Below are 23,223 nucleotides of genomic sequence, written 5' to 3'. Positions count from 1 at the left end.
TTCGTCAGCGGTGTCCAAGCCAACCCCTGACCCCCTGCGCTTGTTCCGGGTCGGTCAGTCGACGATGCGGAACCGGAGCGGATCGCCCGGACGGAGTTGCGCAGCGAGGTCGATCGACGACGGTGTCAGGACCGCGACGACCGGGTAGCCGCCGGTCACCGGGTGGTCGGCGAGGAACAGCACGGGGAAGCCCTCGGGCGGCACCTGCAGTGAACCGGTCTCCACGCCCTCGCTCGGCAGCTCGCGTGCCACGGAGCGGGCGAGCGGCGTCTCGGCCGTGGTGCGGACCCCCACGCGGTCGCTGTCCGCGCTGACGGAGAAGTCCTGACCGGTCAGGGTCGCACGCCAATCCGGGGTGAACCAGTCGTCGCGCGGTCCGGGCACCACGTCGAGCACGACCGGCTCGTCGGGCCACCGTGGCTCGGGCTGCGGCACCGCGTCGACGATCGGCCACGACACCCGGGCGTCACCGACGGGCAGGACGTCACCGGCGGACAGCGGCGGCGGACCGAGGCGCGCGAGGGAGTCCCACGAGCGACTGCCGAGCACCGGGTCGACCGCGAAGCCACCGAGGACCGCGACGTAGGCGCGCAGGCCGACGGTCGCGGTGCCGACCCGGAGCATGTCGCCCGGAGCCAGCAGCAGCACCTCGTGTGACGCCGCCCCGCGGACCGACCCGTCCGCCCGCTCGACCTCGACGGGGCAGGCCGCGCCGGTGGTGGCCGCGACCACGTACGCGTCGGCGCGCAGCGTGACGGAGCCGAGCAGGGCCTCCAGGACGGCCGCGTCGGGACGGTTGCCGACCAGCCGGTTGGCGAGCGCTGCGGACCCGCGGTCGGCGGCTCCGGCCGCGCCGAGGCCCATGTCGCTGAAGCCCGGGCGCCCGAGGTCCTGCGTGGTCGCGCCGTAGCCGACCTGCACGACGGTCAGCGCGGTCATGCCGCACCCGCCACGACGAAGCGGACGAGCGTGCCGGCGGGGGCGAGCGCCGGGAGCGTGCGGTCGAGCGACCACATCGGGACGTCGGTGCGGCCGATGAGCTGCCAGCCGCCGGGGGAGGTCCTCGGGTAGACGGCGCTGAACTCGCCGGCCACCGCGACGGCCCCGCTCGGGACGGCCGTGCGGGCGGTGCTGCGGCGGGGCAGGTCGAGCGGCCGATCGCTGCCGGTGAGGTAGCTGAAGCCGGGTGCGAAGCCGCAGAACGCGCTCGTCCAGAGCTGCCCGGTGTGCCACGCCACGAGCTCGTCCCGCCGCATGCCGGTCAGCTCGGTGACGGTGTCGAGGTCCTCGCCGTCGTAGGTGACGGGGATGACGAGCGGGTCGGCGTCGTGCGCTTCGCGCGTGGCGCTGACCGGGCTGACCGGGCTGACCGGGCTGACCGGGCTGACCTGCGTGAGTTCCGCGCGGAGCCGCCCGGCGTCCGTCGTGGTCGGGTCGAACCGGAGCAGCAGTGTCCGGGCGCCGGAGACGACCTCGGTCAGCCCCGGCAGGGCGGCCTGCGCGAGTCCGGCGCGGAAGGCGACGACGTCGGCGAGGGAGTCGAACGTGGCGAGGAGTGCGGTGCCGCCCGCGGAGCGGACCTCCGGACCAGTCACGGTGCGAAGGGCGCGATCGTCACGCCGTGCTCGGTCAGCAGCGCTCGGATGGCACGGGCCATCGCGACCGCGTCCGGGGAGTCGCCGTGGACGCAGACCGAGTCGGCACGCACGGCGATCTCGGACCCGTCGACAGCGGTCGCGAGCCCGTCGGTGACCATGCGGAGCACCCGGGCTGCGACCTCGTCCGGGTCGTGCAGCACCGACCCCGGCTGCTTCCGTGACACCAGCGAGCCGTCGGGTTCGTAGGCGCGGTCGGCGAAGGACTCGCTCACCGCCCGGAGCCCGTGCCGCTCGGCCGCCAGCAGCAGCTCCGAACCGGGCAGCGCGAGCACCGCGAGGGACGGGTCGACGTCGGCCACGGCGCGGACGACGGCCTCGGCCTGCACCGGGTCGGCGCAGGCGGTGTTGTACAGGGCGCCGTGCGGCTTGACGTAGGTGACGGCCGTGCGGGCGACGTGCGCCGTGGCGGCCATCGCGCCGAGCTGGTGGACGACGTCGGCGTACAGCTCGTCGGGGGTGACGTGCACGGGTCGGCGGCCGAACCCGATCAGGTCGCGGTAGGCCACGTGTGCCCCGACCGCCACACCACGCTCGGCGGCGGCGCGGGCGGTGGTGAGCATGATCGTCGGGTCGCCGGCGTGGAACCCGCACGCGACGTTGGCGCTCGAGACGACGTCGAGCATCGCGGCGTCGTCGCCCATGGCCCAGGCGCCGAAGCCCTCGCCCAGGTCGCTGTTCAGGTCGATCGTGGTCACGGGTGCTCCCTGTCCTCGCGGGTTGTTGAACAATCTACCGATCGTCCCGGTCCCTGTCATCCGTTGCCTCCGGGTGGACGGCGGTTTCCGAGGTGCGCCACGTACTGTCCGAGTCCTCAGTACCACCGGCGGCAGTGCTGCCGGATCGATCTCTGCACTGGAGCAGCTCATGACCGACAGTGACAACACGCAGGACGCCCCGAAGAACGACTCCGAGGGCACCGAGAAGCCGGGCGGCCTCGGCGACGACAACACCATCCCGAACAACCCGGACGGCCTGGCCGCGGGCCACACGGGTGACGACTCGCACTTCAACCCGGAAGAGGACGGCGAGCACTAGCGGCTCCTTTCCGGCCTGCGGGTCGATGCAGAACGACACCGTCGTTGTCCTCCGACAACGGCGGTGTCGTTCTGTGTCGGCACGCATCCGTCCGCCCCCGACGAAACATGCGTCACAAAACCTTCCGGCACGAGGTTTCCGGTGCTACAGTCCCGATCACCTAGCAGCACTAGGGATTCAGCGGGCGCCGAAGCCCCCTGTGACTCAAGGAGGAGTCATGTCGACACCGACGTCGAAGGAAGAACCCACGCGGGGCATCGCCGGGACCGCGTCCCCAGCGGTCACCGCAGCCGCCGGAGCCACTGCCACGGACGCCGCGGCGTCCCGAGCGTTCTCGGTCGAGGGCATCACGCAGTCCGTCAGCACCGTCCGGGTGGGCCGCGGCTACCTCTGGGGCCTCAGCTTCGCCCAGTTCGGCCTGTTCGTCGCCCTGCTCACGCCCGTCTTCGTGAGCATGTCGATCAAGGCGACGGAGCTGAACCCGACGAGCCCTGAGACCGTCGTCGGCTCGGTCCTGCCGTTCGGCGCGCTCGGCGCTCTGTTCGCCAACCCGCTGTTCGGCGCGCTCTCCGACCGCACCCGCACGCGGTGGGGACGTCGCCGCCCCTGGATGGTCGGCGGTGTCGTCGTCTTCGTCGGTTCCCTCGCCTGGCTCGCGTTCTCGCCCGACGTGCTCCAGCTCACCCTGGCCTGGGTGCTGGCGCAGGTCTCCGCCAACGCCGTCCTGTCCACGCTCACGGCGAGCTTCGCTGACAACGTGCCGGAGTTCCAGCGCGGCAAGGCGTCGAGCGTCATCGCCCTGGCCCAGAACATCGCGATCCTCGCCGGGCTCTACCTGGCCGTGTACCTGGTCGGCAACCTGCCGGTCCTGTTCATCGCACCGGGCGTCCTGGCGATCATCGCGGTCCTCGTCTACTCGTTCGTCGCCCGTGACGACCTGCCGACGACGCCGGTCAAGCCCTTCAGCTGGATCAACCTGATCAGCTCGTTCTGGACGAACCCGATCAAGCACCGCGACTTCGGGCTCGCCTGGTGGGGCCGCTTCCTCATCACCTTCGGCACGTTCATGTTCACGACGTACCGACTCCTCTACATGCAGGACCGCATCGGACTCCCGCAGGCCGAAGCGGTCGGCGCCGTGGCGTTCGGTGTGCTCCTGTACACGATCGCCCTGCTCGTCAGTGCGGCCGTCTCCGGCTGGGTGTCCGACCGGATCCAGCGTCGCAAGGTCTTCGTCTGGGGTTCGACGGCCATGACCGCCGTCGGCCTGGTGATCCTGGCCCACGTCGACAGCGTCGGCGGGTTCTACTTCGCCGAGATCGTCCTCGGTTTCGCCTTCGGCATCTACGCCGCCATCGACACCGCCCTGATCGTCGACGTGCTGCCCGACCCGGAGCGCCCCGGCAAGGACCTCGGTGTCATCAACATCGCGAACGCCCTGCCGCAGTCGCTCGCCCCCGCCGTCGGCCTGTTCCTGCTCGGCATCGGAGGCGGCCAGAACTACACGCTCATGCTCTGGGGTGCCGGCGTCGCCGTCATCCTCGGTGCCCTCGTGATCCTGCCCATCAAGTCGGTCCGGTGACCGACGCGACCGCCTGGAGGCGCGACCTGCGTCCGCAACGCACGCCGCGCCTCCAGGCAGTCACCTGCACCGCAGGTGACCGCTTCAGCGGGCGCCGTGCTGGCGCAGTGCGACGACGACCTCGTCGAGGAAGTCGTCGACCTGCCCCTGGTCGTACCCCTCGCGGAACTTCGTCGGCTGGAACCGGACCGCTGCGACCTGCTCCGGTGTGAGCGGGTCGACGGGGCGTCGCTGCTCGTACCCGGCCAGGGTGGTCTGGATCCGGTCGAGGAACGCGTCGACCTCGCTCTGGTCGTACCCCTCGCGGAACTTCGTCGGCCGGAACCGCTTGTCCGCCACCTCTCGTGCGAGCATGTCCTCCCCCTTCTGCTGGCGCCTCTCGTGGCCCTGCCATCGTGTCACGGGCGGGTTGCCGGGGGTCAGAGCTGCGGTGTGCGCCTGCCGAACAGCGCGTCGAGGAACCGCGAGAACCGCGACTCCGGTTCGTGGGGCGTCTCGATCGAGCGGGTCGGGGAGCGGAACGCCAGGTCGTGCAGCATGTTCCGCTTCGATCCGTCCCAGTTGGCGAACAGGTAGGTCCCGCCGATGAAGGACATGCTCCGGACCGGCGTGCGCTTCCACGAGTCGGCAGCCACGTAGTAGCCCGCGTGGCCGGCGCGGATGTGCTGGATCACGGTGTCCACGTCGATGACACCGGTCGGTGTCACGACGGCGGTGATGCCCGTGCGGTCGCGGGCGACGTACTCGATGAGGTGTTCGGTCACGATGGAACTCTTCGTCACGGTGGTGAGGCGCCACGGCAGGGAGCGTGGCGAAGGGGATTCGGAACCGCCGTTGCTTCCGTTTCCAGAGTACGTCCGCGGTGGGCGTGCCGTTCCCGGATGTCCGCCGTTCGCAGGCGGATGAGCGTTCAGCGGATGGCGGTCCCGGTGGCCCACTCCGCGATGCGTTCGATCGTGTCGTCGAAGTCCCGCGTGCCGGGTCGGTTGAGGAACGCGTGACGGCTGTCCGGCAGGACGTGTCGTTCGACCTCGCTGCCCGCGGCCTCGAGCTCGTCCGCGAAGCGTTCGCCCGAGGCGCGCATCACGTCCCGCTCGGCGTCGATCACCAGGGTTCGGGGGAACCTGTCGAGGTCGTCGGACGCCGGGTAGACCGCCGTGGGGTGGCCACCCGCGTACGCCCGGTTGCTCAGGTCGAGCAGCAGCGGCGCGTGCGTGAGACGCCGGTGCCCTCGGACGAGTCGCTGCACCGCCCGGTCACGGGGGAGCCGGGCGTGGAAGAACCCGTAGGTCAGCACGAGGCCGGCCAGCGGCGGGGCGGCCGCGACCGCGGACGCCGCCAGGCACGCACCGGCGCTCGCCCCGCCGAGCAGCAGGCCGGACGGTGCCTCGTCGTGCAGGTGGCGGAGCACGGCGACGATCTCGTCCCGCGCGTACGGTGCCCGTCGTCGCCCACGTGGTCCACGCCGGCCGAGCCACGGCAGCCCGGGCAGCGGTCCGAGGCGGTAGTCGACGGTCACGACCGGCAGCCCGCGCTCGGCGAGTGCGCGTGCGACGGCGTCGGACTCGGGCAGCTCGAGGTCGCCGCGGAAGAAGCCGCCGCCGTGCACCCAGACCAGGGTCGGGGTCCCCGTGCCGCCGCTCCGTTCCAGGGGTCGGTAACGCCTGATGGGGACCGGCCCGTGTGGTCCGTCGATCCGTTCATCGGCGACGTCGATCGTGTCCTGGTGCTTCCCCCGCATGGGAGCAGTGTCGCAGCACGCCGCACCACCGCAACCTTCACCTGGAACGACGAGACCGGCCGGGTCGAGATGACGGGCGACACCCCCCGCTCAGTGACGGTCAGCTGGCGCGGAAGCCACACCGAGCTCCCGCTGCAGGGTGCGGAGGACCCGTACGAGGGTGTCGAGCTTGTCCGGTCCGGCCTCGAACCCACGTCCGAGGGCAGACCGCGGCTGCACGACCACGTCGTCGCCGTCGGTCGTGCTGATCCAGACGCCGAAGTCGGCACGCTGGCCGCGGGACTCCCTCGTCGCGACGGAGAACCGCCGGATGCGCGCCCACGGCAGGTCGAACACCGGCGCGTCCCGTGACGGTGCCCACGCGTGCAGGCCGAACTCGTCGACGGTCCAGACCTCGGGGCGGGGCTTCGGGAAGTCGTCGGAGGTGCGCAGGCCGGACGTCAGCACGGGCAGGTGGAACCGGGGTGCCCGCCTCGCTCCGATGCGCGCGAGCGTTCGGCGGTCGCCTCGCCCGGCGGACAGCGTCGAAACGGCCAGCAGCAGCCCGAACCCCGTGACCACGATCGGCCACAGCACGAACGACCCCTGCGTCCGGGCACTGTCGATGCCGCGCAGGAAGTCCGGGAACGCGAACTCGGCGACGAGCGCGGCGAGCCCCACCGCCGTGGTGACGACCGCCGCGAGCAGCACCGGCCCCCGCTTCGGCATCTCCCCGTCGCGCAGCTGCTGCACCCACCGTTCCCCGGAGTACTCCACCGTGCCATCCTGCCCGTCGCGGCCACCGATCCGCCGCGGGCGCGACATGCTGTTCCCATGCAGTCCGTCCGTGCCGCCGCACCCGGTGTCGCCCTCGCCGTGGCGATCGGCATCATCGCCACCCTCGTCGGGCGGGTCGTCCCGGTGGTCGGCGGTCCCGTCCCCGCCGTCCTGATCGGTGCCGTCGTGGGGTGGATCGTCCGGCGTCGCACCGGTGGCACGCTCGCCGCGCTGGCTCCCGGCGTGAAGTTCTCGTCCAGCCGGGTCCTGCAGTTCGCGGTGGTCCTGCTCGGCGCGCAGCTGTCCATCGGCGAGGTCCTGCGCATCGGCGGTGAGACCCTGCCGGTGATGCTCGCGACGCTCGTCGTCTGCCTGGTGGCCGCGTGGGGGATCGGCCGACTGCTCCGGGTCTCGGGCGCACTCCGCACCCTGATCGGGGTCGGGACCGGCATCTGCGGTGCCTCGGCGATCGCCGCCGTGACACCCGTCATCGGCGCGGTCAGTGCGGACGTCGCCTACGCGATGTCGACGATCTTCCTCTGCAACATCGCGGCCGTCTTCGCCTTCCCGCTGCTCGGACACGCCCTGGGCCTCAGCCAGCACGCCTTCGGCGTCTTCGCGGGCACCGCCGTGAACGACACGTCGTCCGTCGTCGCCACAGCGACGGTCTACGGCCGCCAGGCGACCGACACCGCGGTCGTCGTGAAGCTGGTGCGCACCCTGATGATCATCCCGATCGTCATCGGGCTGGCCGGACTGGAGGCCCGCCGCGCCTCCCGCGAGCAGCTCGCCCCCGCCTCGGGGCCGGGTCGCGGGTTCCGGGTGTTCCGGTTGGTGCCGTGGTTCCTGATCGGGTTCCTCGTGGTGGTGCTGCTCCGGACCGTCGGGGTCCTGCCCGCGTCCGTGGCGCCGGGGTTCGCGACGGCCGCCTCGTTCCTCATCACGGTGGCGCTCGCCGCGATCGGCTGCTCGACGGACTTCGCCGCGCTCCGCCGTGCCGGGTTCCGGCCGATGCTGCTCGGCATCGCGCTGTGGGTCCTGGTGGCGGGGACGAGCCTGGGCATGCAGGCGGCCTTCGGTCTGCTCTGAAGAAGGCCCGCCCGATGTGAGCTGATCTGCTCACGCTGGGCGGGCCTCCTGGCCGTACCTGACGGGCCGGCGGCGTCAGCCGCGCAGCGCCTCGGACAGCTTCACGCGACTGCCGGTGCGGAGCAGCGCGTTCTCGTAGACGCGGGCGCCGATGACCACGACCGCGACGACCGAAGCGGCGACGATGACGAGCGACAGGATCGGCTCCCACCACTCGGCGGTCCCCAGGAAGATCCGCATGGGCATGCCGATCGGGGCGCTGAACGGCACGTACGACATGATGCCGAGGATCGTCGGGTTGTCGTACGCGACGATGATCAGGAAGTACGGGATCATCACGAGCATCATCACCGGGGTGGTGACGCTGCCGACGTCCTCCTGGCGTGACACCAGCACGGCCGCCGCGGCGAACAGCGACGCGAGGAGCACGAACCCGATCGCGAAGAAGCCGATGAACCACAGGATGCTCGGGCCGAGCATCGCGAACATGTTGTCCTGCCCGGTCACCGCCAACGTGACGATGGCGGCGACGGCCACCGCGACGATCTGGGCGAAGGCCATGATGCTGTTGCCGAGGACCTTGCCCGCGAGCAGTGCTCGGGCCGGGATCGCGGACATCAGGATCTCGACCACCCGGGTCGACTTCTCCTCGACGACGCTCTGCGCGATCGACTGGCCGAACGTCACCGCCGACGCGAAGTACACGACGCCGAACGCGATGGCGATGAGGTACACCAGCCCACCCGGCAACGCGTCCGGGTCGAGCAACTCGATGCGCGGGGTGACGCTCAACGCCGAGACGACCTCGGACGGGGCCTCGTCGAGTCCGACGACCTTGTAGCCGAGCGGGTCGTCCGACGGCACGATCGCCGCGTCGACGTCGCCCTTGGTCACGAGCCGTTCGGCGTCGGCGACCGATGCCGACTCCGTGACGTCGAGCCCACCGGTGGTCGGCAGCGAGACGCCGTCGACGACCGCGACCGGGGTGGTGTCGTCGGCGGTGGCCTTGCTCACGATCCCGCCGACGACGATCGATGCGACGACCATGCCGATCAGGATGAGCGCCGAGACCACGAAGGCCTTGCTGCGGATGCGTGCCTGGATCTCACGTGCGGAGACGAGCCGCACGGCCTGCACGAAGGAGTTGTTCATCGGACGACCTCCCGGAAGACCTCGCTGAGCCGCGGCACCCGCGGCGAGAACGACCCGACGGTGCCGTGCTGGACGGCACGCTGCAGGACACGCTGGGCGGTGGCGGCGTCGGCCTCGAAGACCGCGTACCCGCCGTCGAACTCCCGTACGGCCACACCCGGCTCGTCGCGGAGCCAGGCGACGTCCCCGTCGACCAGCAGCTCCCACGCGGCGGGCCCGGCCTGCTTGCGGAGTTCCTCCTGCGGACCGGCGGCGCGGATCGTGCCACCGGCGATGACGACGACGTCGTCGCAGAGCCGCTCGACCACGTCGAGCTGGTGGCTCGAGAACAGCACCGGGACGCCCCGGGCCGCGGTCTCGCGCAGGACGCCGAGCACGGTGTCGACAGCCATCGGGTCGAGGCCCGAGAACGGCTCGTCGAGCACGAGCACCTCGGGGTCGTGTGCCAGCGCCGCGGCGATCTGCACGCGCTGCTGGTTGCCGAGCGAGAGCTTCTCGACGGGGTCGCCGGCATGTGCTGTGAGTTCGAGGCGTTCGAGCAGCTCGCCGGTGCGGGTCGTCGCCGCGCGCTTGTCGACGCCGTGCAACCGGGCCAGGTAGGTGATCTGCTCGGCCACCGGCATCTTCGGGTACAGGCCGCGTTCCTCGGGCATGTAGCCGAAGCGGCGGCGGTCGGCGGGGCGGACAGCGGTGCCGTCGATCGAGACCGTGCCGGCGTCGGCCTGGAGCACGCCGAGCATGATGCGCATGGTGGTGGTCTTGCCGGCACCGTTGCCGCCGACGAAGCCGGTGAGGCGGCCGCTGCCGACCGTGAACCCCACGTCGTCGAGCACCCGGCGGTCGCCGAAGTGCTTGGTCACCCCTTCGATGGTGAGCATGTCGTTCCCCTTCGTCGCGACGCTGGTCGTCGCTGCGTCCGACGCTATTGGCCGGGAGGCACGCCCCGCCTCCGCCGCCAGGCGGGACTTGGTCAGGTGGTCGGCTCCACCGCGCGGGGGAGGACCGCGCGTCGGCCCGGCTCGGTCAGCCGGCGACGCCGTGCTCGAACGCCCACACGACGGCCTGGATGCGGTCGCGCAGTGCGAGCTTCTGCAGCACGTTCGACACGTGGGTCTTCACGGTGGCGTCGCCGACGTAGAGCTCGGCGGCGATCTCCGCGTTGCTCAGGCCTCGGGCGAGGAGTCGCAGCACCTCGGTCTCCCGCTCGGTGAGCCCAGCCGCGGCGAGCGCGTCGTCGCCCGTCGTCGAAGGTGTCGCGGTCGTGGTGGTCGCCGAGGGCTGCGCCGCAGCCGACGCCGTCGCCCGGCTGATCACCCGGCGCGTGACGTCCGGCGCGAGCAGGGCGTCCCCGGCTGCGACGGTCCGGACCGCGTCGATCAGCCGCTCGGGGGAGGCGTTCTTCAGCAGGAACCCGCTCGCTCCCGCCTCGAGCGCCTGGAACAGTGCGTCGTCGCTGTCGAACGTCGTGAGGATGAGCACCGCCGGCGGGTGCGGCAGCGCCGCGATCCGTCGCGCGGCCTCGAGCCCGTCGACACCGGGCATCTGCACGTCGAGGCAGACCACGTCGGGACGGAGCTCCTGCACGGCCTCGACCGCCCCGGCGCCGTCCGCGGCCTCGCCCACGACCCGGAACCCCGGCTCGGACTCCAGGATCACGCGGAACCCGGCGCGGACGAGCTCCTGGTCGTCCGCGAGCACGATCGTCAGGTCGGTCGTCCCGTTCACGTCGTCGGCAGCCATGCCCGCACCAGGTAGCCTCCTCGGGCTCGTGGCCCGATCTCGATCCGTCCGTCCACGGCGGCGACGCGTTCCCGCATCCCGACGTGTCCGAGGCCGCTGCCGGAGGTGCTCCGGGCGGCACGGGCACCGAGCCCGTCGTCCGTGACCTCCACCTCGACGCCGTCGTCCAGGTACCGCACCCGGACGTCGGCGCGGGCGGTCGGGCCGGCGTGCTTGAGGATGTTCGTCACCGCTTCCTGCACGATTCGGTACGCCACCGCGGCCACCGTCGGCGGCACCGGGCGCTCGTCGCCCACGACGACGTACTCGGCGGGGTGGCCCGCCACCCGGGCGGACTCGGCAAGTTCGGCGATCCGCGTGATGCCCTCGGTGCTCGGGCCGTCGCCACCGGCCGCCCCGAGGCCGTCCGCGTCGTCGTCGGAGCGCAGGGTGCCGAGCATGCGCCGGAGTTCCTCCACCGCGGTGCGGGCGCTCTCCTCGACCACCCCGAGCGAGGCGGTGGCCTGCGCGGGGTCGCGGTCGATCACGCGCCGTGCAGCACCCGCCTGCACGCCCATCAGCGAGACGTGGTGGGCGACCACGTCGTGCAGCTCGCGGGCGATCCGCACCCGCTCGATCGTGACGGCCTGTGCCGCGGACCGCTCCCGCTCGGCGGCGAGTTCGGCGGTGCGTTCCGCGAGCTCGTGTCGTGCGACCGCGGAGGCCCAGGCGCGGTTGCCGGCGTACCAGGCGGCGCCGAAGTAGATCACGTTGATGACGATGTTGAGCAGCGAGATCGCGACGTAGGGCGCCACGGGGGAGTCGGTGTCGTTCGGCAGAGCGTTCGGTGACGCCCACCCGAACGAGATCGCGACGAACAACCACGCGAACATGCCGCCGATGACGACCCAGCGCACCGCTTCGGCCCGCACCCGGTCGGAACACCACGCACCCACCGTGTACAGCGCGATGAAGAGCGTGAAGTTGACGAGGAAGACCTCGGGCACCTGGAGCAGCTGCGTCGCGGCGAACGCCACCGCCGACACCAGGGCCACCGACATCGGGAACCGTCGGCGGAACGCGATCGGTGCCGCGTTCGCGACGATCATCAGCGCGGAGACCCACCACTCGGCCTGGTCGTCACCGTACGTACCGGCCGACCCGTACAGGAACGTCGTGACGGCGAGCCCGCCGGCTAGCACCACGGCGAGCACCGTGTCCTGCCGGTACTCGTGCCGCCCCACCGGCAGTCGCGACCACTCCGCCGTCGTCCCCATGCAGGAAACGCTACTGGGTGCGCTCGACCTGGAGTAGCCTCCCGCCAACGAGCAGGGGAGACGCCATGCAGTTCCTCGTCAACGTCATCGACGACGGCCAGGCCGCCGCCGTCGGCAACACGTACTCCGCGACCGACGCCGAAGTCGCCGCGGTCGATGCCTTCAACGAACGGATGGCCGACGCGATCGTGTTCGCCGCCGGGGTCTCCGCACCGGCAGACGCCACCGTGGTCGACGCCCGCGGGGGCGCGGTCGACACGACGAACCGGCCCGACCCCGACGAGTACGTCGCCGGGTTCTGGGTCATGGACCTCCCGGACGCCGAGACGGCTGCCCGGGTGGCGCACCAGGCGTCGCAGGCGTGCAACCGGAAGATCGAGCTCCGCCCGCTGCTCTGACGGCGCGGACCCCACCCGGCCGACGGGCCACCGCGGGGACGGCGCTCGCCGCGGTGACGACCGCCCCGACCACGAACGTCGCGACGAACCCGGTCGCACCGACGAGCGCTCCGGCAGCCGCGGCGCCGACGGCCTGCCCGAGCACGAGTGCGACGAACAGCATCGACGTGCCGGCCGACGACCGCTCGGCATCGATCTCGGTCGTCCACGCGATCAGCGCCCCGGTCGCCGCCGTGTAGCCCCAGCCGAACACGGCACACGCCAGCAGTGCCGCGACCGTCGACTGCGGCGCTGCCCCCAGCACCACGACGGCGACGGCGACCGACCCCGCCGTGACCGCCCAGAGCGTCCGGGCGCGCAGTCCGTTCGTCCAACGCGCGGTGACCACGACGGCCGCTCCGCCGATCCCGAGCGCGATCCAGGCCGACACCGAGACGACGACCGACGCGCCGGCCTCCACCAGCGCCGAACGTCCGTAGGTCCAGACGACGGCGGACCCGGCCCCGAACAGCAGGGCCAGCACGAGCACCCCTCGGTGCGCCGCGAACCAGGGAGCGCCGGGCAGCGGTGACCGGGACGCGGCAGTCCCGCCGCGGGACACCACGAGCAGCAACGCTCCGACGGCCAGGGCGAACGCCCCGGACACCGCCCAGGCCGCCCGCCAGTCGGGCAGCAGCACGAGTGCGAGCACGCCGGCGCCCACCAGCCCGGGGCCGGTGCCGGCGTTCACGATCGCCTGCGCGCGGCCCTGCAGCGCCTGGGGCACCTGCGCCGCGACGATCCGGACGAGGGCGGGCGACGCGAGTCCGGCGCCCGCCGACGCGACCACGGCGCTGATGCCGAACGCCGGCGCCCCGCCGGCCGTCGCCATGGCGATCGCACCGGCTCCCGCCACCAGGGTCGCGACCGTGACGAGCACGCGGGGCATCCGTGCGGCGAGCAGGAACCCGGCCACCGCACCGACGCAGTACAGCGCCGAGGCACCCGATGAGACCCACCCGGCGGCGTCTGCCCGGAGCCCCAGGTCCCGCTGCACGTCGGGCAGGAACAGTCCGTACGCCAGGCGCACCAGGCCGTAGGTGGCGGCGATCAGGCCGAGTCCGCTCACCAGGAGCAGTCGATGTCGTAACGAAAACGATCGTTTCACTTTTCAGAGCCTAGGGTGCTCTCATGGTGATGCGCCCAGGGACCGAGCAACGGCTGCTCGACGCCGCCGAGGAGCTCTTCTTCTCACAGGGCATCGCCGCCACCCCGATCGACGCGGTCCTCGAACGGGCCGGGGTCTCGACGGCCACCCTGTACCGCGGCTACGCGAGCAAGGAGTCCCTGGTCGCCGCGGCCCTCACCCGTCGTCACGAGGACTGGATCGCCACCTGGGACCGTGCGGTCGCCGCCGAACGGGACGACCTGGGCCGACTCCTGGCGGTGTTCGACGCCCTCGACGACTACCGCTCGACGCCCACGGGCTCCCGCTGGTGCGCCTTCCTCGGCACCGCCGCCGAGTACGCCGACGCCCCCGCCGAGGTCCGGCAGGTCCTGGACCTCGAGACCACCACCCTGCGCCGGCGGCTCGTGGCACGGGCGGTGCCGGTGGTCGGTCCCGGTGCCGAGGTCCTCGCCGACCAGCTGCTCCTCATCGTCTCCGGTTACCTTGCGATGCGGTTGCGCGACCCCGCGCTCGACACGACGACGGCACGGTCCGTCGCCGCGTCCCTCATCCGGGAACACACCCCAGACGGAACGGCGCCCACCACATGACCCGATCGCGTGCTGCCACGATCACCCGCCGCTCCCTGCTGATCGGTGGCACGGGCGTCGTCGCCGCGGGAGCCGTGGCCGAGGGGATCAACCTCGGCCTGCTGCCCGGACGCTCGACCCTGTACCGGGTCCTCGGTCTGGACGGCGCCGACGGCACGGTCCCCGACGTCGAGGCGGTCCCCACCGCCTCCGGCACCTTCGTCTCGACCGCTCGGAACGGCCGCACCGTCGGGTGGACGATCGCGGCCCCGGCATCCGACACCCCCTTGCCCGTGGCGGTCGCCCTGCACGGCTACGGCGACGACCACACCTCGTTCTTCGGGCGGAGCCTGGGCTACGACCGGTTCCTCGCAGCGCACGTCGCCGACGGAGGAGCACCGTTCGCGATCGCCTCGATCGACGGCGGCAACCGCTACTGGCACCCACGAGCCGACGGGGACGACCCCGCCGCGATGGTCGTCGACGAGTTCCTGCCCCTGATCGCCCGCCGCGGCTTCGACACGGACCGCCTCGCCCTGACCGGCTACTCGATGGGTGGCTTCGGCGCTCTCCGGCTCGGCGGAGTCCTCGGCGCCTCGCGCGTCCGGGCCGTTTCGGCCATCAGCCCCGCGCTCTGGAAGTCGGCCGCCGACACCGCTCGCGGCGCCTTCGACGACGCTGCGGACTTCCGCGCGAACACGGTCCTCGGGCGGCAGCGCGCCCTGGACGGGGTCGCCGTCCGCGTCGACTGCGGCAACGGCGACGGGTTCGCGCCGGCGGTGCACGCCTACGTCGACGGCTTCGCCACGCCTCCGGCCGGAGGCTTCGCACCCGGCGCCCACACGCACGGCTACTGGCGCCGCCTGGCGCCGCAGCAGCTCGCCTTCCTCGGCCGCCACCTCGGTCACTGACCGGGCCCGCGCCCTGGCCGCGCGTCGAGGCGGACGGGAGGCCCGTGGCGGCCCCGCACCGCGCCTCCAGGCCGTCGGCCGGTCACCGCGACGGCCCGTGCCGCGTGACCGGGCGCGCTCAGGCGCGACCGCGGTTGCGGCGCCGGATCTCCTTCGGAGCCCGCCCGGCCATGAAGGACCGTGCAGGATCGACGAGGAAGCCCTGCCGGAGCGCTTCGCGACCGACGAGCATCCGGAACCCCATCTGGTCCCGGTTGCTCAAGGTGACCTCGGACTCGACGACCTGCCCGGCCAACGCGATCCGCGTGCGGACGACGATGCGCTCCTGGGTGTGCCCGGTCGAGCTGCGGACGATGCGGCGGTCGTGCACGTCGCACTCGATGGTGGAGGCGTCGGCATCGGTGTCCTGCCAGGGGTGCAGCGAGAACCGGACCCGCTCGCCGGGCAGTTCCTCGAGGTCGAAGGCGTGCAACGCGGAGCTCCGGGCGCCGGTGTCGAGCTTCACCTTGATCCACGGCACGCCGAGGTCCGGCAGTCCCGCCCACTCCCGCCACCCGGCGACGACGAGCCCGCTGTCGGAGGACTTCGGAGCTCGGGCCATGTGCCCATCCTGTCGCATGCTCCGTGGCCACGTCCGCATGCTTTGATGGAGCGTCGCCGTCGATCCGACCCAGCGGAGAACCCCTCGATGAAACTCGCCATCCTGTCGCGCGCGCCCCAGGCGTACTCGACCCAGCGCCTCCGCGCAGCGGCACTCGACCGCGGTCACGAGGTCAAGGTGCTCAACACCCTGCGCTTCGCGATCGACCTGTCCGGCGATGATCCGGACCTGCTCTACCGCGGCAAGCTGCTGAGCGACTACGACGCCGTGCTGCCGCGCATCGGCAACTCGATCACCTACTACGGCACCGCCGTCGTGCGGCAGTTCGAGCAGATGGACGTCTACACGCCGAACACGGCGAACGGCATCACGAACTCGCGCGACAAGCTCCGGGCGAACCAGATCCTGTCGCGGCACGACATCGGCATGCCGGCGACGACCTTCGTGGCCGGCCGCAACGACGTGCGCGGGGCGATCGAACGGGTCGGTGGCGCGCCCGTCGTCATCAAGCTCCTCGAGGGCACGCAAGGCATCGGTGTGATCCTGGCACCCGAGGCGAAGGTGGCCGAGTCGATCGTCGAGACCCTGCACTCCACCAAGCAGAACGTCCTGATCCAGCGGTTCATCGCCGAGAGCCGCGGTCGTGACATCCGGGCCCTCGTCGTCGGTGACCGGGTCGTGGCGGCGATGCGCCGGACCGCCTCGGGCGACGAGTTCCGCTCGAACGTGCACCGCGGCGGCACCGTCGAGAAGGTCACGCTCTCGCCCGAGTACGAGGCCGTTGCCGTGCGGTCGGCGCAGATCATGGGCCTCAAGGTCGCCGGCGTCGACATGCTCGAGGGCAACGACGGGCCGCTCGTGATGGAGGTCAACTCCTCGCCAGGACTCGAGGGCGTCGAGCGCGCCACCGGCCTCGACATCGCCGGTGCGATCGTCGACTTCATCGCGAACCAGGTCGCGTTCCCCGAGATCGACGTCCGCCAGCGGCTGTCCGTCTCGACCGGCTACGGCGTCGCCGAGCTCCTCGTGCACACCAACGCCGACCTGGTCGGCAAGACGATCAAGGAGTCCGGGCTCTGGGACCGTGACATCACGGTCCTCACGCTGCACCGCGGCTCGAACGTCATCCCGAACCCGCGCAGTGGCGTCGCCCTCGAGCCGGGGGACCGCCTGCTCTGCTTCGGCAAGCTCGAGGAGATGCGGTCGATGATCCCTGAGCGCCGCAAGCGGCGCGCGAAGGTGCGGAAGCTGCCGAAGGAGCCGTTGCAGACCGAGGGCTGAGCGCTCGGGCGCTGCAGCGCCGTGACAGCCGGGAGGCCCGGATCGCGTCCCCTCGTCGGGTACGTGATCCGGGCCTCCAGTCCGCAGTCCGGGGGTCAGTCGCCGCGCACGTCGCCTTGGCGTCGGCGCGCGAGCAGGCGCAGGACGGCGCCGAGCCCGAGCGCGGTCAGCGCGGCGGCGAGCCAGCCGCCGAGCTCGACACCGGTGAAGGCGAGCTCACGGTTGGTGGTGGCGGTGCCGGTGGTGTGGGTCCCGTCGGTTTCCGGAGCGGGTGCGGAGCGGTCGTCGGTCGTGCCGACCTGCGTGCCCGTGCCCGGGGTCACGATCACCGGGAACGCGATTCCCGTTCCGGCCCCGTGGTCGTTCTCGGCATCGCCATCGTCATCGCCTTCGCTCTCGGGGACGAGCGTGACGAGCATGCTCGAGCCCGGTGAGACGTGGCCGAAGCGGTCCACGGCGACGACCGACAGCAGGTGTGCTCCCGGCTCCAGGGGAACCGTCGTCCGGAAGGCGAACCGCCCGTCGGAGTCGGCGGTTCCACGGCCGATCTCGCGGCCGTCGGCGTCGCGGATGACGACCGTCGAGCCGGGCTCGGCGGAGCCCCGGACGATGCCGGTGCCGTCGACGATGTCGTCGAACGCCTCGAGGACGGGTGCCGCCGGGGCCTCGGTGTCGACGTCGACGGTGGTCTTCGTCGGGTCCGACTCGTTGCCGGCCTTGTCCTGCGCGATCAGTTCGAGGTCGTGCGCCCCGTCCGTGAGCGGCTCGTCGAGGACGATCTCGAAGTCGCCGTTCTCGTCCGCGGTGTCGCGGCCGAGTTCGTTGCCGTCCTCGTCGCGGATGATCACGGTGGAGCCGGGCTCGGCGGTCCCGCTGATCGGGCCCTTGCCGTCAGCGAGGTCGGACGGGCTGGTGACGACGGGTGCGGTCGGTGCCTTCGTGTCGATGTCGACGGTGGTCTTCGTCTCTTCGGAGTTGTTGCCGGCGTCGTCCTGGGCGACGAGTTCCAGCTTGTGCTCGCCATCGGTCAGCGGCTCGTCCAGCTCGATGCTGAAGTCCCCGTCGTCGTTGGCTTCGCCGCGGCCGATCTCGGTGCCGTCTTCATCGCGGATGATCACGGTCGCGCCGGGCTCGGCGGTGCCGGTGATGGGGCCGGTGCCGTCGCTCAGGTCGGACGGGCTGGTGACGACGGGCGCCGTCGGTGCCTTCGTGTCGACGTCGACGGTGGTCTTCGTCTCTTGGGAGGTGTTGCCGGCGTCGTCCTGGGAGATGAGTTCGAGCTTGTAGTCGCCGTCGTCGAGCGGCTCATCGAGTTCGATCGAGAAGTCGCCGTCGTGGTTGGCCTCCCCGCGGCCGATCTCGTTGCCGTCCTCGTCGCGGACGATCACGGTGGAGCCCGGCTCGGCGGTGCCGGTGATCGGGCCCTTGCCATTGTCGAGGTCGCTGGGGCTGGTCACGACCGGGGCCGTGGGCGCTTCGGTGTCGACGTCGACGATGGTCTTCGTCTCATCGGAGTTGTTGCCGGCGTCATCCTGGGCGATCAGTTCGAGCTTGTGCTCGCCGTCGGTCAGCGGTTCGTCCAGCTCGATGCTGAAGTCGCCGTCGTCGTTGGCTTCGCCGCGGCCGATCTCGTTGCCGTCCTCGTCGCGGATGAGCACGGTCGAGCCGGGTTCCGCGGTACCCGTGATGGGTCCCTTGCCGTCAGCGAGGTCCTTGGGGCTGGTCACTACCGGGGCCGTGGGGGCTTCGGTGTCGACATCGACCGTGGTGTCGGTCGGGTTGGACTCGTTGCCGGCCTTGTCTTCGGCGATGAGTTCCAGCTTGTGGCCACCGTCGTTGAGCGGTTCGTCGAGTTCGATCGAGAAGTCGCCGTCGTCGTTGGCTTCGCCGCGGCCGAGTTCGTTGCCGTCCTCGTCGCGGATGATGACCGTGGAGCCGGGTTCGGCGGTGCCGGTGATGGGGCCCTTGCCGTCGCTCAGGTCGGACGGGCTGGTGACGACGGGCGCCGTCGGTGCCTTCGTGTCGACGTCGACGGTGGTCTTCGTTTCCTCGGAGTTGTTGCCGGCGTCGTCCTGGGCGACGAGTTCCAGCTTGTGCTCGCCGTCGTCGAGGGGCTCGTCCAGCTCGATGCTGAAGTCGCCGTCGTCGTTCGCTTCGCCGCGGCCGATCTCATTGCCCTCCTCGTCGCGGATGATCACCGTCGAGCCCGGCTCGGCGGTCCCGGTGATCGGGCCCTTGCCGTCAGCGAGGTCCTTGGGGCTGGTGACGACGGGTGCGGTCGGTGCCTTCGTGTCGACGTCGACGGTGGTCTTCGTCTCTTCGGAGGTGTTGCCCGCCTTGTCTTCAGCGATCAGTTCGAGCTTGTGCTCGCCGTCGTCGAGGGGCTCGTTGAGTTCGATGGACAAGTCGCCGTCGTCGTTGGCTTCGTCGCGGCCGAGCTCGTTGCCGTCCTCGTCACGGATGATGACCGTGGAGCCGGGTTCCGCGGTACCCGTGATGGGTCCCTTGCCGTTGTCGAGGTCCTTGGGGCTGGTCACGACCGGTGCCGTGGGGGCTTCCGTGTCGACATCGACGGTGGTCTTCGTCTCTTCGGAGGTGTTGCCGGCGTCGTCCTGGGAGATGAGTTCGAGCTTGTGGTCGCCGTCGTCGAGCGGTTCGTCGAGTTCGATCGAGAAGTCGCCGTCGTCGTTGGCTTCGCCGCGGCCGAGTTCGTTGCCGTCCTCGTCGCGGATGATCACGGTGGAGCCGGGCTCGGCGGTTCCGGTGATGGGGCCCTTGCCGTTGTCGAGGTCGCTGGGGCTGGTGACGACGGGTGCGTCGGGTGCTTCGGTGTCGACGTCGATGGTGACCGGGGTGGGGGTCGAGATGTTGCCGGCCTTGTCTTCGGCGATGAGTTCGAGCTTGTGCTCGCCGTCGTCGAGGGGCTCGTCGAGTTCGATCGAGAAGTCGCCGTCGTCGTTGGCCTCACCGCGGCCGATCTCGTTGCCGTCCTCGTCACGGATGATGACCGTGGAGCCGGGCTCGGCGGTCCCGCTGATCGGGCCCTTGCCGTCGCTCAGGTCGGACGGGCTGGTGACGACTGGCGCCGTCGGTGCCTTCGTGTCGACGTCGACGGTGGTCTTCGTTTCCTCGGAGGTGTTGCCGGCGTCGTCCTGGGCGACGAGTTCGAGCTTGTGCTCGCCGTCATCCAGGGGCTCGTCGAGTTCGATGGAGAAGTCGCCGTCGTCGTTGGCTTCGCCGCGGCCGATCTCGTTGCCGTCCTCGTCGCGGATGATGACCGTGGAGCCGGGCTCGGCGGTCCCGCTGATCGGGCCCTTGCCGTCGCTCAGGTCGGACGGGCTGGTGACGACGGGCGCGTCGGGCGTTTCAGTGTCGACGTCAACCGTGGTGTCGGTCGGGTCGGACTCGTTACCGGCCTTGTCCTGCGCGATCAGTTCGAGCTTGTGCTCGCCGTCGTCGAGGGGCTCGTCGAGCTCGATCGAGAAGTCGCCGTCGTCGTTGGCCTCCCCGCGGCCGATCTCGTTGCCGTCTTCATCTCGGATGATCACGGTGGAGCCCGGCTCGGCGGTCCCGCTGATCGGGCCCTTGCCGTCGCTCAGGTCGGACGGGCTGGTGACGACGGGTGCGTCGGGCGTTTCAGTGTCGACGTCAACCGTGGTGTCGGTCGGGTCGGACTCGTTACCGGCCTTGTCCTGCGCGATCAGTTCGAGCTTGTGCTCGCCGTCGTTGAGCGGCTCGTCCGGCTTGATGCTGAAGTCGCCGTCGTCGTTGGCTTCGCCGCGGCCGACCTCGTTGCCGTCCTCGTCTCGGATGATCACGGTCGAGCCGGGCTCGGCGGTCCCGGTGATCGGGCCCTTGCCGTCAGCGAGGTCAGAGGGGCTGGTCACGACCGGTGCGGTCGGTGCCTTCGTGTCGACGTCGACGGTGGTCTTCGTCTCCTCGGAGTTGTTGCCGGCGTCGTCCTGGGCGATCAGCTCGAGCTTGTGCTCGCCGTCATCGAGCGGCTCGTCGAGCTCGATCGAGAAGTCGCCGTCGTCGTTGGCCTCACCGCGGCCGATCTCGTTACCGTCCTCGTCACGGACGATCACGGTGGAGCCGGGCTCGGAGGTCCCGGTGATGGGACCCTTGCCGTTGTCGAGGTCCTTGGGGCTGGTGACGACGGGCGCGGTCGGTGCTTTCGTGTCGACGTCGACGGTGGTCGTCGTCTCTTCGGAGGTGTTGCCGGCCTTGTCTTCGGCGATGAGTTCGAGCTTGTGCTCGCCGTCGTTGAGGGGCTCGTCGAGCTCGATCGAGAAGTCGCCGTCGTCGTTGGCTTCGCCGCGGCCGATCTCGTTGCCGTCCTCGTCGCGGATGATCACGATCGAGCCCGGCTCCGCGGTACCCGTGATGGGCCCCTTGCCGTCAGCGAGGTCCTTGGGGCTGGTGACGACGGGTGCGTCGGGTGCTTCGGTGTCGACGTCGATGGTGACCGGGGTGGGGGTCGAGATGTTGCCGGCCTTGTCTTCGGCGATGAGTTCGAGCTTGTGCTCGCCGTCGTCGAGGGGCTCGTCGAGTTCGATCGAGAAGTCGCCGTCGTCGTTGGCCTCACCGCGGCCGATCTCGTTGCCGTCTTCATCTCGGATGATCACGATCGAGCCAGGTTCCGCGGTCCCGGTGATGGGTCCCTTGCCGTCAGCGAGTTCGGTCGGACCGGTCACGATCGGTGCGTTCGGAGCGTCGTCGTCCACGTCCACCGTGACCGGCGTCGGGGACGAGACGTTGCCGGCCTCGTCCTGCGCGACGAGCTCGAGGTCGTGCGCGCCGTCGTCGAGCGGCTCGTCGAGCACGACGGTGAACTGCCCGTCGTCGCGGGCCTCGGTACGGCCGAGTTCGTTGCCGTCGGCGTCGCGCACGATCACTGTCGAACCGGGTTCGGCCGACCCGGTGAAGGGGCCGGTGCCGTCGGCGAGGAACTCGGGGGTCGTGCTGATCGGTGCGTCGGGTGCGGTGACGTCGGGTGCGGTGACGGTCACGGGCGAGGGAGCCGACTCGTTGCCGGCGTCGTCCTGCGCGACGACCTCCAGGCCGTGGTCGCCCTCGGTCAGTGGCTCGTCCAACTCGACCGAGAAGTCGCCGTCGTCATTGGCTTCGCCGCGCCCGATCTCGTCGCCGTCCCGGTCGCGGATGATCACGATGGAGCCGGGCTCGGCGGTGCCGACCACCGGGCCGGTCGGGGTCGCGAGGTCCTGGCGCTCGACGACCGGAGCATCGGGCGCGGTGGTGTCCGGGACGACCGCGGTCGCGGTCGCCGGGCCGGACTCGTTGCCGACCGCATCGGCGGCGACGACCACGAGGTCGGTCGCACCCTCGGGCAGCGGTGCGTCGAGACGGACGGAGAAGTCGCCGGCCTCGTTCGCACGATCGCGGCCGAGTTCGTTGCCGGCGGGGTCGCGGACGATGACGATGGCGCCTGGCTCGGCGGTGCCGGTGATGGGTCCGGTCGGGTCGGCGAGGGTGCCGGGGTCGTCGACGATCGGGACGTCGGGGGCGGTGGCGTCGACGTCGAGGGTCGCCGTGGTCGGGTCGGCGGTGAAGCCGTTGCGGTGCTGCACGGCGGTGACGGTGACCGACCCCTCCGACAGCGCCTCGGTGACGGGGAGCGACCAGGTGCCGTCGTCGCCGACGGGGACGTTCACCGGCGCCCGGTCACCGACGGCCACGTCGACGGTGCCACCGGGGACGCCCTGGCCGGTGATGGTCGGCTTCGGCCCGACGGCTGCGGTCGGCTCGTCGATGACGGCGGCGGTCAGCGGGATGGTGACCTTCCACGTCGATGTCGTCTGCTCGCTCGAGTTCACGTAGTCGGTGGCGGCGTTCGGGGCGAACGAGCCGTGCACCGTGATGACGTCGCCCGGCAGAGCGGAAACGTCGACGGTGATCGGCACCCGGATGTGGTTGAAGTTCGCTCCTCCGGTGTTGAGTGGCTGGGGGTTCCCGCCGAGGCAGTCGGTCTGCGTGGAGGACGTGAACGTGCAGTTCGCGACGTTCGCCGTGCCTGAGTTCGCCACGGAGAACGGCGGTCGTCCGCGTGTGAAGGTCGCGGGGCCGGTGATGGTCCAGTGGAAGTCGAGCGAACGGCTCGGGATCGTGAAGCCACTCACGTTCTTGACGTTGAAGATCGACGTCTCGAACCGCTGTCCCGGCTGACCGATCGCGTCCGCGGCTCCATCGACGTACACGTTGATCGGCGTCTCGTTCGGCGTGGCCTCGTCGGTCGTGGGCTGCGCCTCGGGGGTGGGGGTCGGGG

The 23,223-nt window shown here is 71.2% G+C and carries 20 protein-coding genes and 2 pseudogenes; 7 read left to right on the top strand and 15 right to left on the bottom strand.

Translation table 11 applies throughout. The annotated features are described in order from the left end of the window. Positions 1–54: 54 nt before the first annotated feature. Genes DEJ00_RS15170 through DEJ00_RS15160 form a run of 3 tightly spaced genes read right to left on the bottom strand, consistent with a single transcriptional unit; the run spans position 55 to position 2,353 of the window. Entirely contained in the window at positions 55–939 is an 885-nt protein-coding gene (locus tag DEJ00_RS15170; protein ID WP_111057920.1) for a biotin-dependent carboxyltransferase family protein, read from the bottom strand. Then, positions 936–1,595 (bottom strand): allophanate hydrolase subunit 1, encoded by a 660-nt coding sequence (locus DEJ00_RS15165; RefSeq protein ID WP_111057919.1) that lies wholly within the window; start codon positions 1,593–1,595, stop codon positions 936–938. The genes DEJ00_RS15170 and DEJ00_RS15165 overlap by 4 nt, the downstream gene beginning before the upstream one ends. Then, entirely contained in the window at positions 1,592–2,353 is a 762-nt protein-coding gene (locus DEJ00_RS15160) for a LamB/YcsF family protein (RefSeq protein WP_111057918.1), read from the bottom strand. The genes DEJ00_RS15165 and DEJ00_RS15160 overlap by 4 nt, the downstream gene beginning before the upstream one ends. A 169-nt stretch (positions 2,354–2,522) precedes the next feature. Here DEJ00_RS15160 and DEJ00_RS18610 point away from each other — a divergent pair, with 169 nt between their 5' ends. Continuing rightward, positions 2,523–2,693 (top strand): hypothetical protein, encoded by a 171-nt coding sequence (locus DEJ00_RS18610; RefSeq protein ID WP_173035184.1) that lies wholly within the window; start codon positions 2,523–2,525, stop codon positions 2,691–2,693. 217 nt (positions 2,694–2,910) lie between these two features. Continuing rightward, positions 2,911–4,275 carry an MFS transporter gene (locus DEJ00_RS15155; RefSeq protein ID WP_071245075.1) on the top strand — a complete coding sequence of 455 codons (1,365 nt, stop codon included), beginning with the start codon at positions 2,911–2,913 and terminating at the stop codon, positions 4,273–4,275. A gap of 99 nt (positions 4,276–4,374) precedes the next feature. Here the strand turns inward: DEJ00_RS15155 and DEJ00_RS18730 are convergent. The 5 genes and pseudogenes from DEJ00_RS18730 to DEJ00_RS15135 all read right to left on the bottom strand — a co-directional run. Next, positions 4,375–4,524, bottom strand: a pseudogene (locus tag DEJ00_RS18730) (DivIVA domain-containing protein); the annotation flags it as partial. Beyond that, positions 4,522–4,629 (bottom strand): annotated as a pseudogene (locus DEJ00_RS18725) (DivIVA domain-containing protein); the annotation flags it as partial. The pseudogenes DEJ00_RS18725 and DEJ00_RS18730, both read right to left, overlap by 3 nt. A 65-nt stretch (positions 4,630–4,694) precedes the next feature. Beyond that, a complete protein-coding gene (locus DEJ00_RS15145) occupies positions 4,695–5,039 on the bottom strand; it encodes a hypothetical protein (RefSeq protein ID WP_110864146.1) in 345 nt (114 codons plus the stop codon). Positions 5,040–5,185: 146 nt separating this feature from the next. Continuing rightward, on the bottom strand, positions 5,186–6,016 hold the full coding sequence (locus DEJ00_RS15140) for an alpha/beta hydrolase (RefSeq protein WP_111057917.1): 831 nt from the start codon (positions 6,014–6,016) through the stop codon (positions 5,186–5,188). Between the two features lie 90 nt (positions 6,017–6,106). Beyond that, complete coding sequence (locus DEJ00_RS15135; protein WP_146247990.1) at positions 6,107–6,772, bottom strand: hypothetical protein; 666 nt, start codon at positions 6,770–6,772, stop codon at positions 6,107–6,109. A 57-nt stretch (positions 6,773–6,829) separates the two neighbouring features. Between DEJ00_RS15135 and DEJ00_RS15130 the strand changes: the two genes are divergently transcribed. Next, the gene (locus tag DEJ00_RS15130; RefSeq protein WP_111057915.1) at positions 6,830–7,861 is read left to right on the top strand and encodes a YeiH family protein; all 1,032 of its coding nucleotides are present in this window, start codon (positions 6,830–6,832) and stop codon (positions 7,859–7,861) included. 75 nt (positions 7,862–7,936) lie between these two features. On the opposite strand, the gene DEJ00_RS15125 is transcribed toward DEJ00_RS15130, so the two are convergent. From DEJ00_RS15125 to DEJ00_RS15110, 4 genes are all read right to left on the bottom strand, one after another. After that, a complete protein-coding gene (locus DEJ00_RS15125; RefSeq protein ID WP_027465983.1) occupies positions 7,937–9,013 on the bottom strand; it encodes an ABC transporter permease in 1,077 nt (358 codons plus the stop codon). Continuing rightward, positions 9,010–9,891, bottom strand: coding sequence for an ABC transporter ATP-binding protein (locus tag DEJ00_RS15120; protein ID WP_071245065.1), 882 nt, complete (start codon positions 9,889–9,891; stop codon positions 9,010–9,012). Before DEJ00_RS15120 ends, DEJ00_RS15125 begins: the two co-directional genes overlap by 4 nt. A gap of 145 nt (positions 9,892–10,036) precedes the next feature. Next, the gene (locus tag DEJ00_RS15115) at positions 10,037–10,753 is read right to left on the bottom strand and encodes a response regulator transcription factor (RefSeq protein ID WP_111057914.1); all 717 of its coding nucleotides are present in this window, start codon (positions 10,751–10,753) and stop codon (positions 10,037–10,039) included. Then, entirely contained in the window at positions 10,735–12,009 is a 1,275-nt protein-coding gene (locus tag DEJ00_RS15110) for a sensor histidine kinase (RefSeq protein ID WP_111057913.1), read from the bottom strand. The genes DEJ00_RS15115 and DEJ00_RS15110 overlap by 19 nt, the downstream gene beginning before the upstream one ends. Before the next feature lie 65 nt (positions 12,010–12,074). Here DEJ00_RS15110 and DEJ00_RS15105 point away from each other — a divergent pair, with 65 nt between their 5' ends. Continuing rightward, positions 12,075–12,407: a YciI family protein gene (locus tag DEJ00_RS15105; protein WP_111057912.1), complete on the top strand. Its 333-nt coding sequence runs from the start codon at positions 12,075–12,077 to the stop codon at positions 12,405–12,407. Here the strand turns inward: DEJ00_RS15105 and DEJ00_RS15100 are convergent. Continuing rightward, positions 12,313–13,515: an MFS transporter gene (locus DEJ00_RS15100; RefSeq protein WP_220038884.1), complete on the bottom strand. Its 1,203-nt coding sequence runs from the start codon at positions 13,513–13,515 to the stop codon at positions 12,313–12,315. The two genes, DEJ00_RS15105 and DEJ00_RS15100, sit on opposite strands and share 95 nt — an antisense overlap. A 62-nt stretch (positions 13,516–13,577) precedes the next feature. Here DEJ00_RS15100 and DEJ00_RS15095 point away from each other — a divergent pair, with 62 nt between their 5' ends. Both DEJ00_RS15095 and DEJ00_RS15090 read left to right on the top strand, forming a co-directional pair. Continuing rightward, entirely contained in the window at positions 13,578–14,165 is a 588-nt protein-coding gene (locus DEJ00_RS15095; RefSeq protein ID WP_111057910.1) for a TetR/AcrR family transcriptional regulator, read from the top strand. After that, complete coding sequence (locus DEJ00_RS15090) at positions 14,162–15,055, top strand: alpha/beta hydrolase family protein (RefSeq protein ID WP_111057909.1); 894 nt, start codon at positions 14,162–14,164, stop codon at positions 15,053–15,055. The genes DEJ00_RS15095 and DEJ00_RS15090 overlap by 4 nt, the downstream gene beginning before the upstream one ends. Positions 15,056–15,173: 118 nt before the next feature. On the opposite strand, the gene DEJ00_RS15085 is transcribed toward DEJ00_RS15090, so the two are convergent. Continuing rightward, entirely contained in the window at positions 15,174–15,656 is a 483-nt protein-coding gene (locus DEJ00_RS15085) for a RimK/LysX family protein (RefSeq protein WP_027465989.1), read from the bottom strand. An 87-nt stretch (positions 15,657–15,743) separates the two neighbouring features. Here DEJ00_RS15085 and DEJ00_RS15080 point away from each other — a divergent pair, with 87 nt between their 5' ends. Next, on the top strand, positions 15,744–16,937 hold the full coding sequence (locus DEJ00_RS15080; protein WP_027465990.1) for a RimK family alpha-L-glutamate ligase: 1,194 nt from the start codon (positions 15,744–15,746) through the stop codon (positions 16,935–16,937). Positions 16,938–17,032: 95 nt separating this feature from the next. Here DEJ00_RS15080 and DEJ00_RS15075 read toward each other — a convergent pair. Further along, a partial coding sequence (locus DEJ00_RS15075) for an Ig-like domain-containing protein (protein ID WP_220038883.1) occupies positions 17,033–23,223 on the bottom strand: 6,191 nt, incomplete at its 5' end.

The sequence above is a fragment of the Curtobacterium sp. MCLR17_039 genome, assembly GCF_003234745.1.
Lineage (GTDB): Bacteria > Actinomycetota > Actinomycetes > Actinomycetales > Microbacteriaceae > Curtobacterium > Curtobacterium flaccumfaciens.
This window is presented reverse-complemented; position numbering and strand designations above follow the sequence as displayed.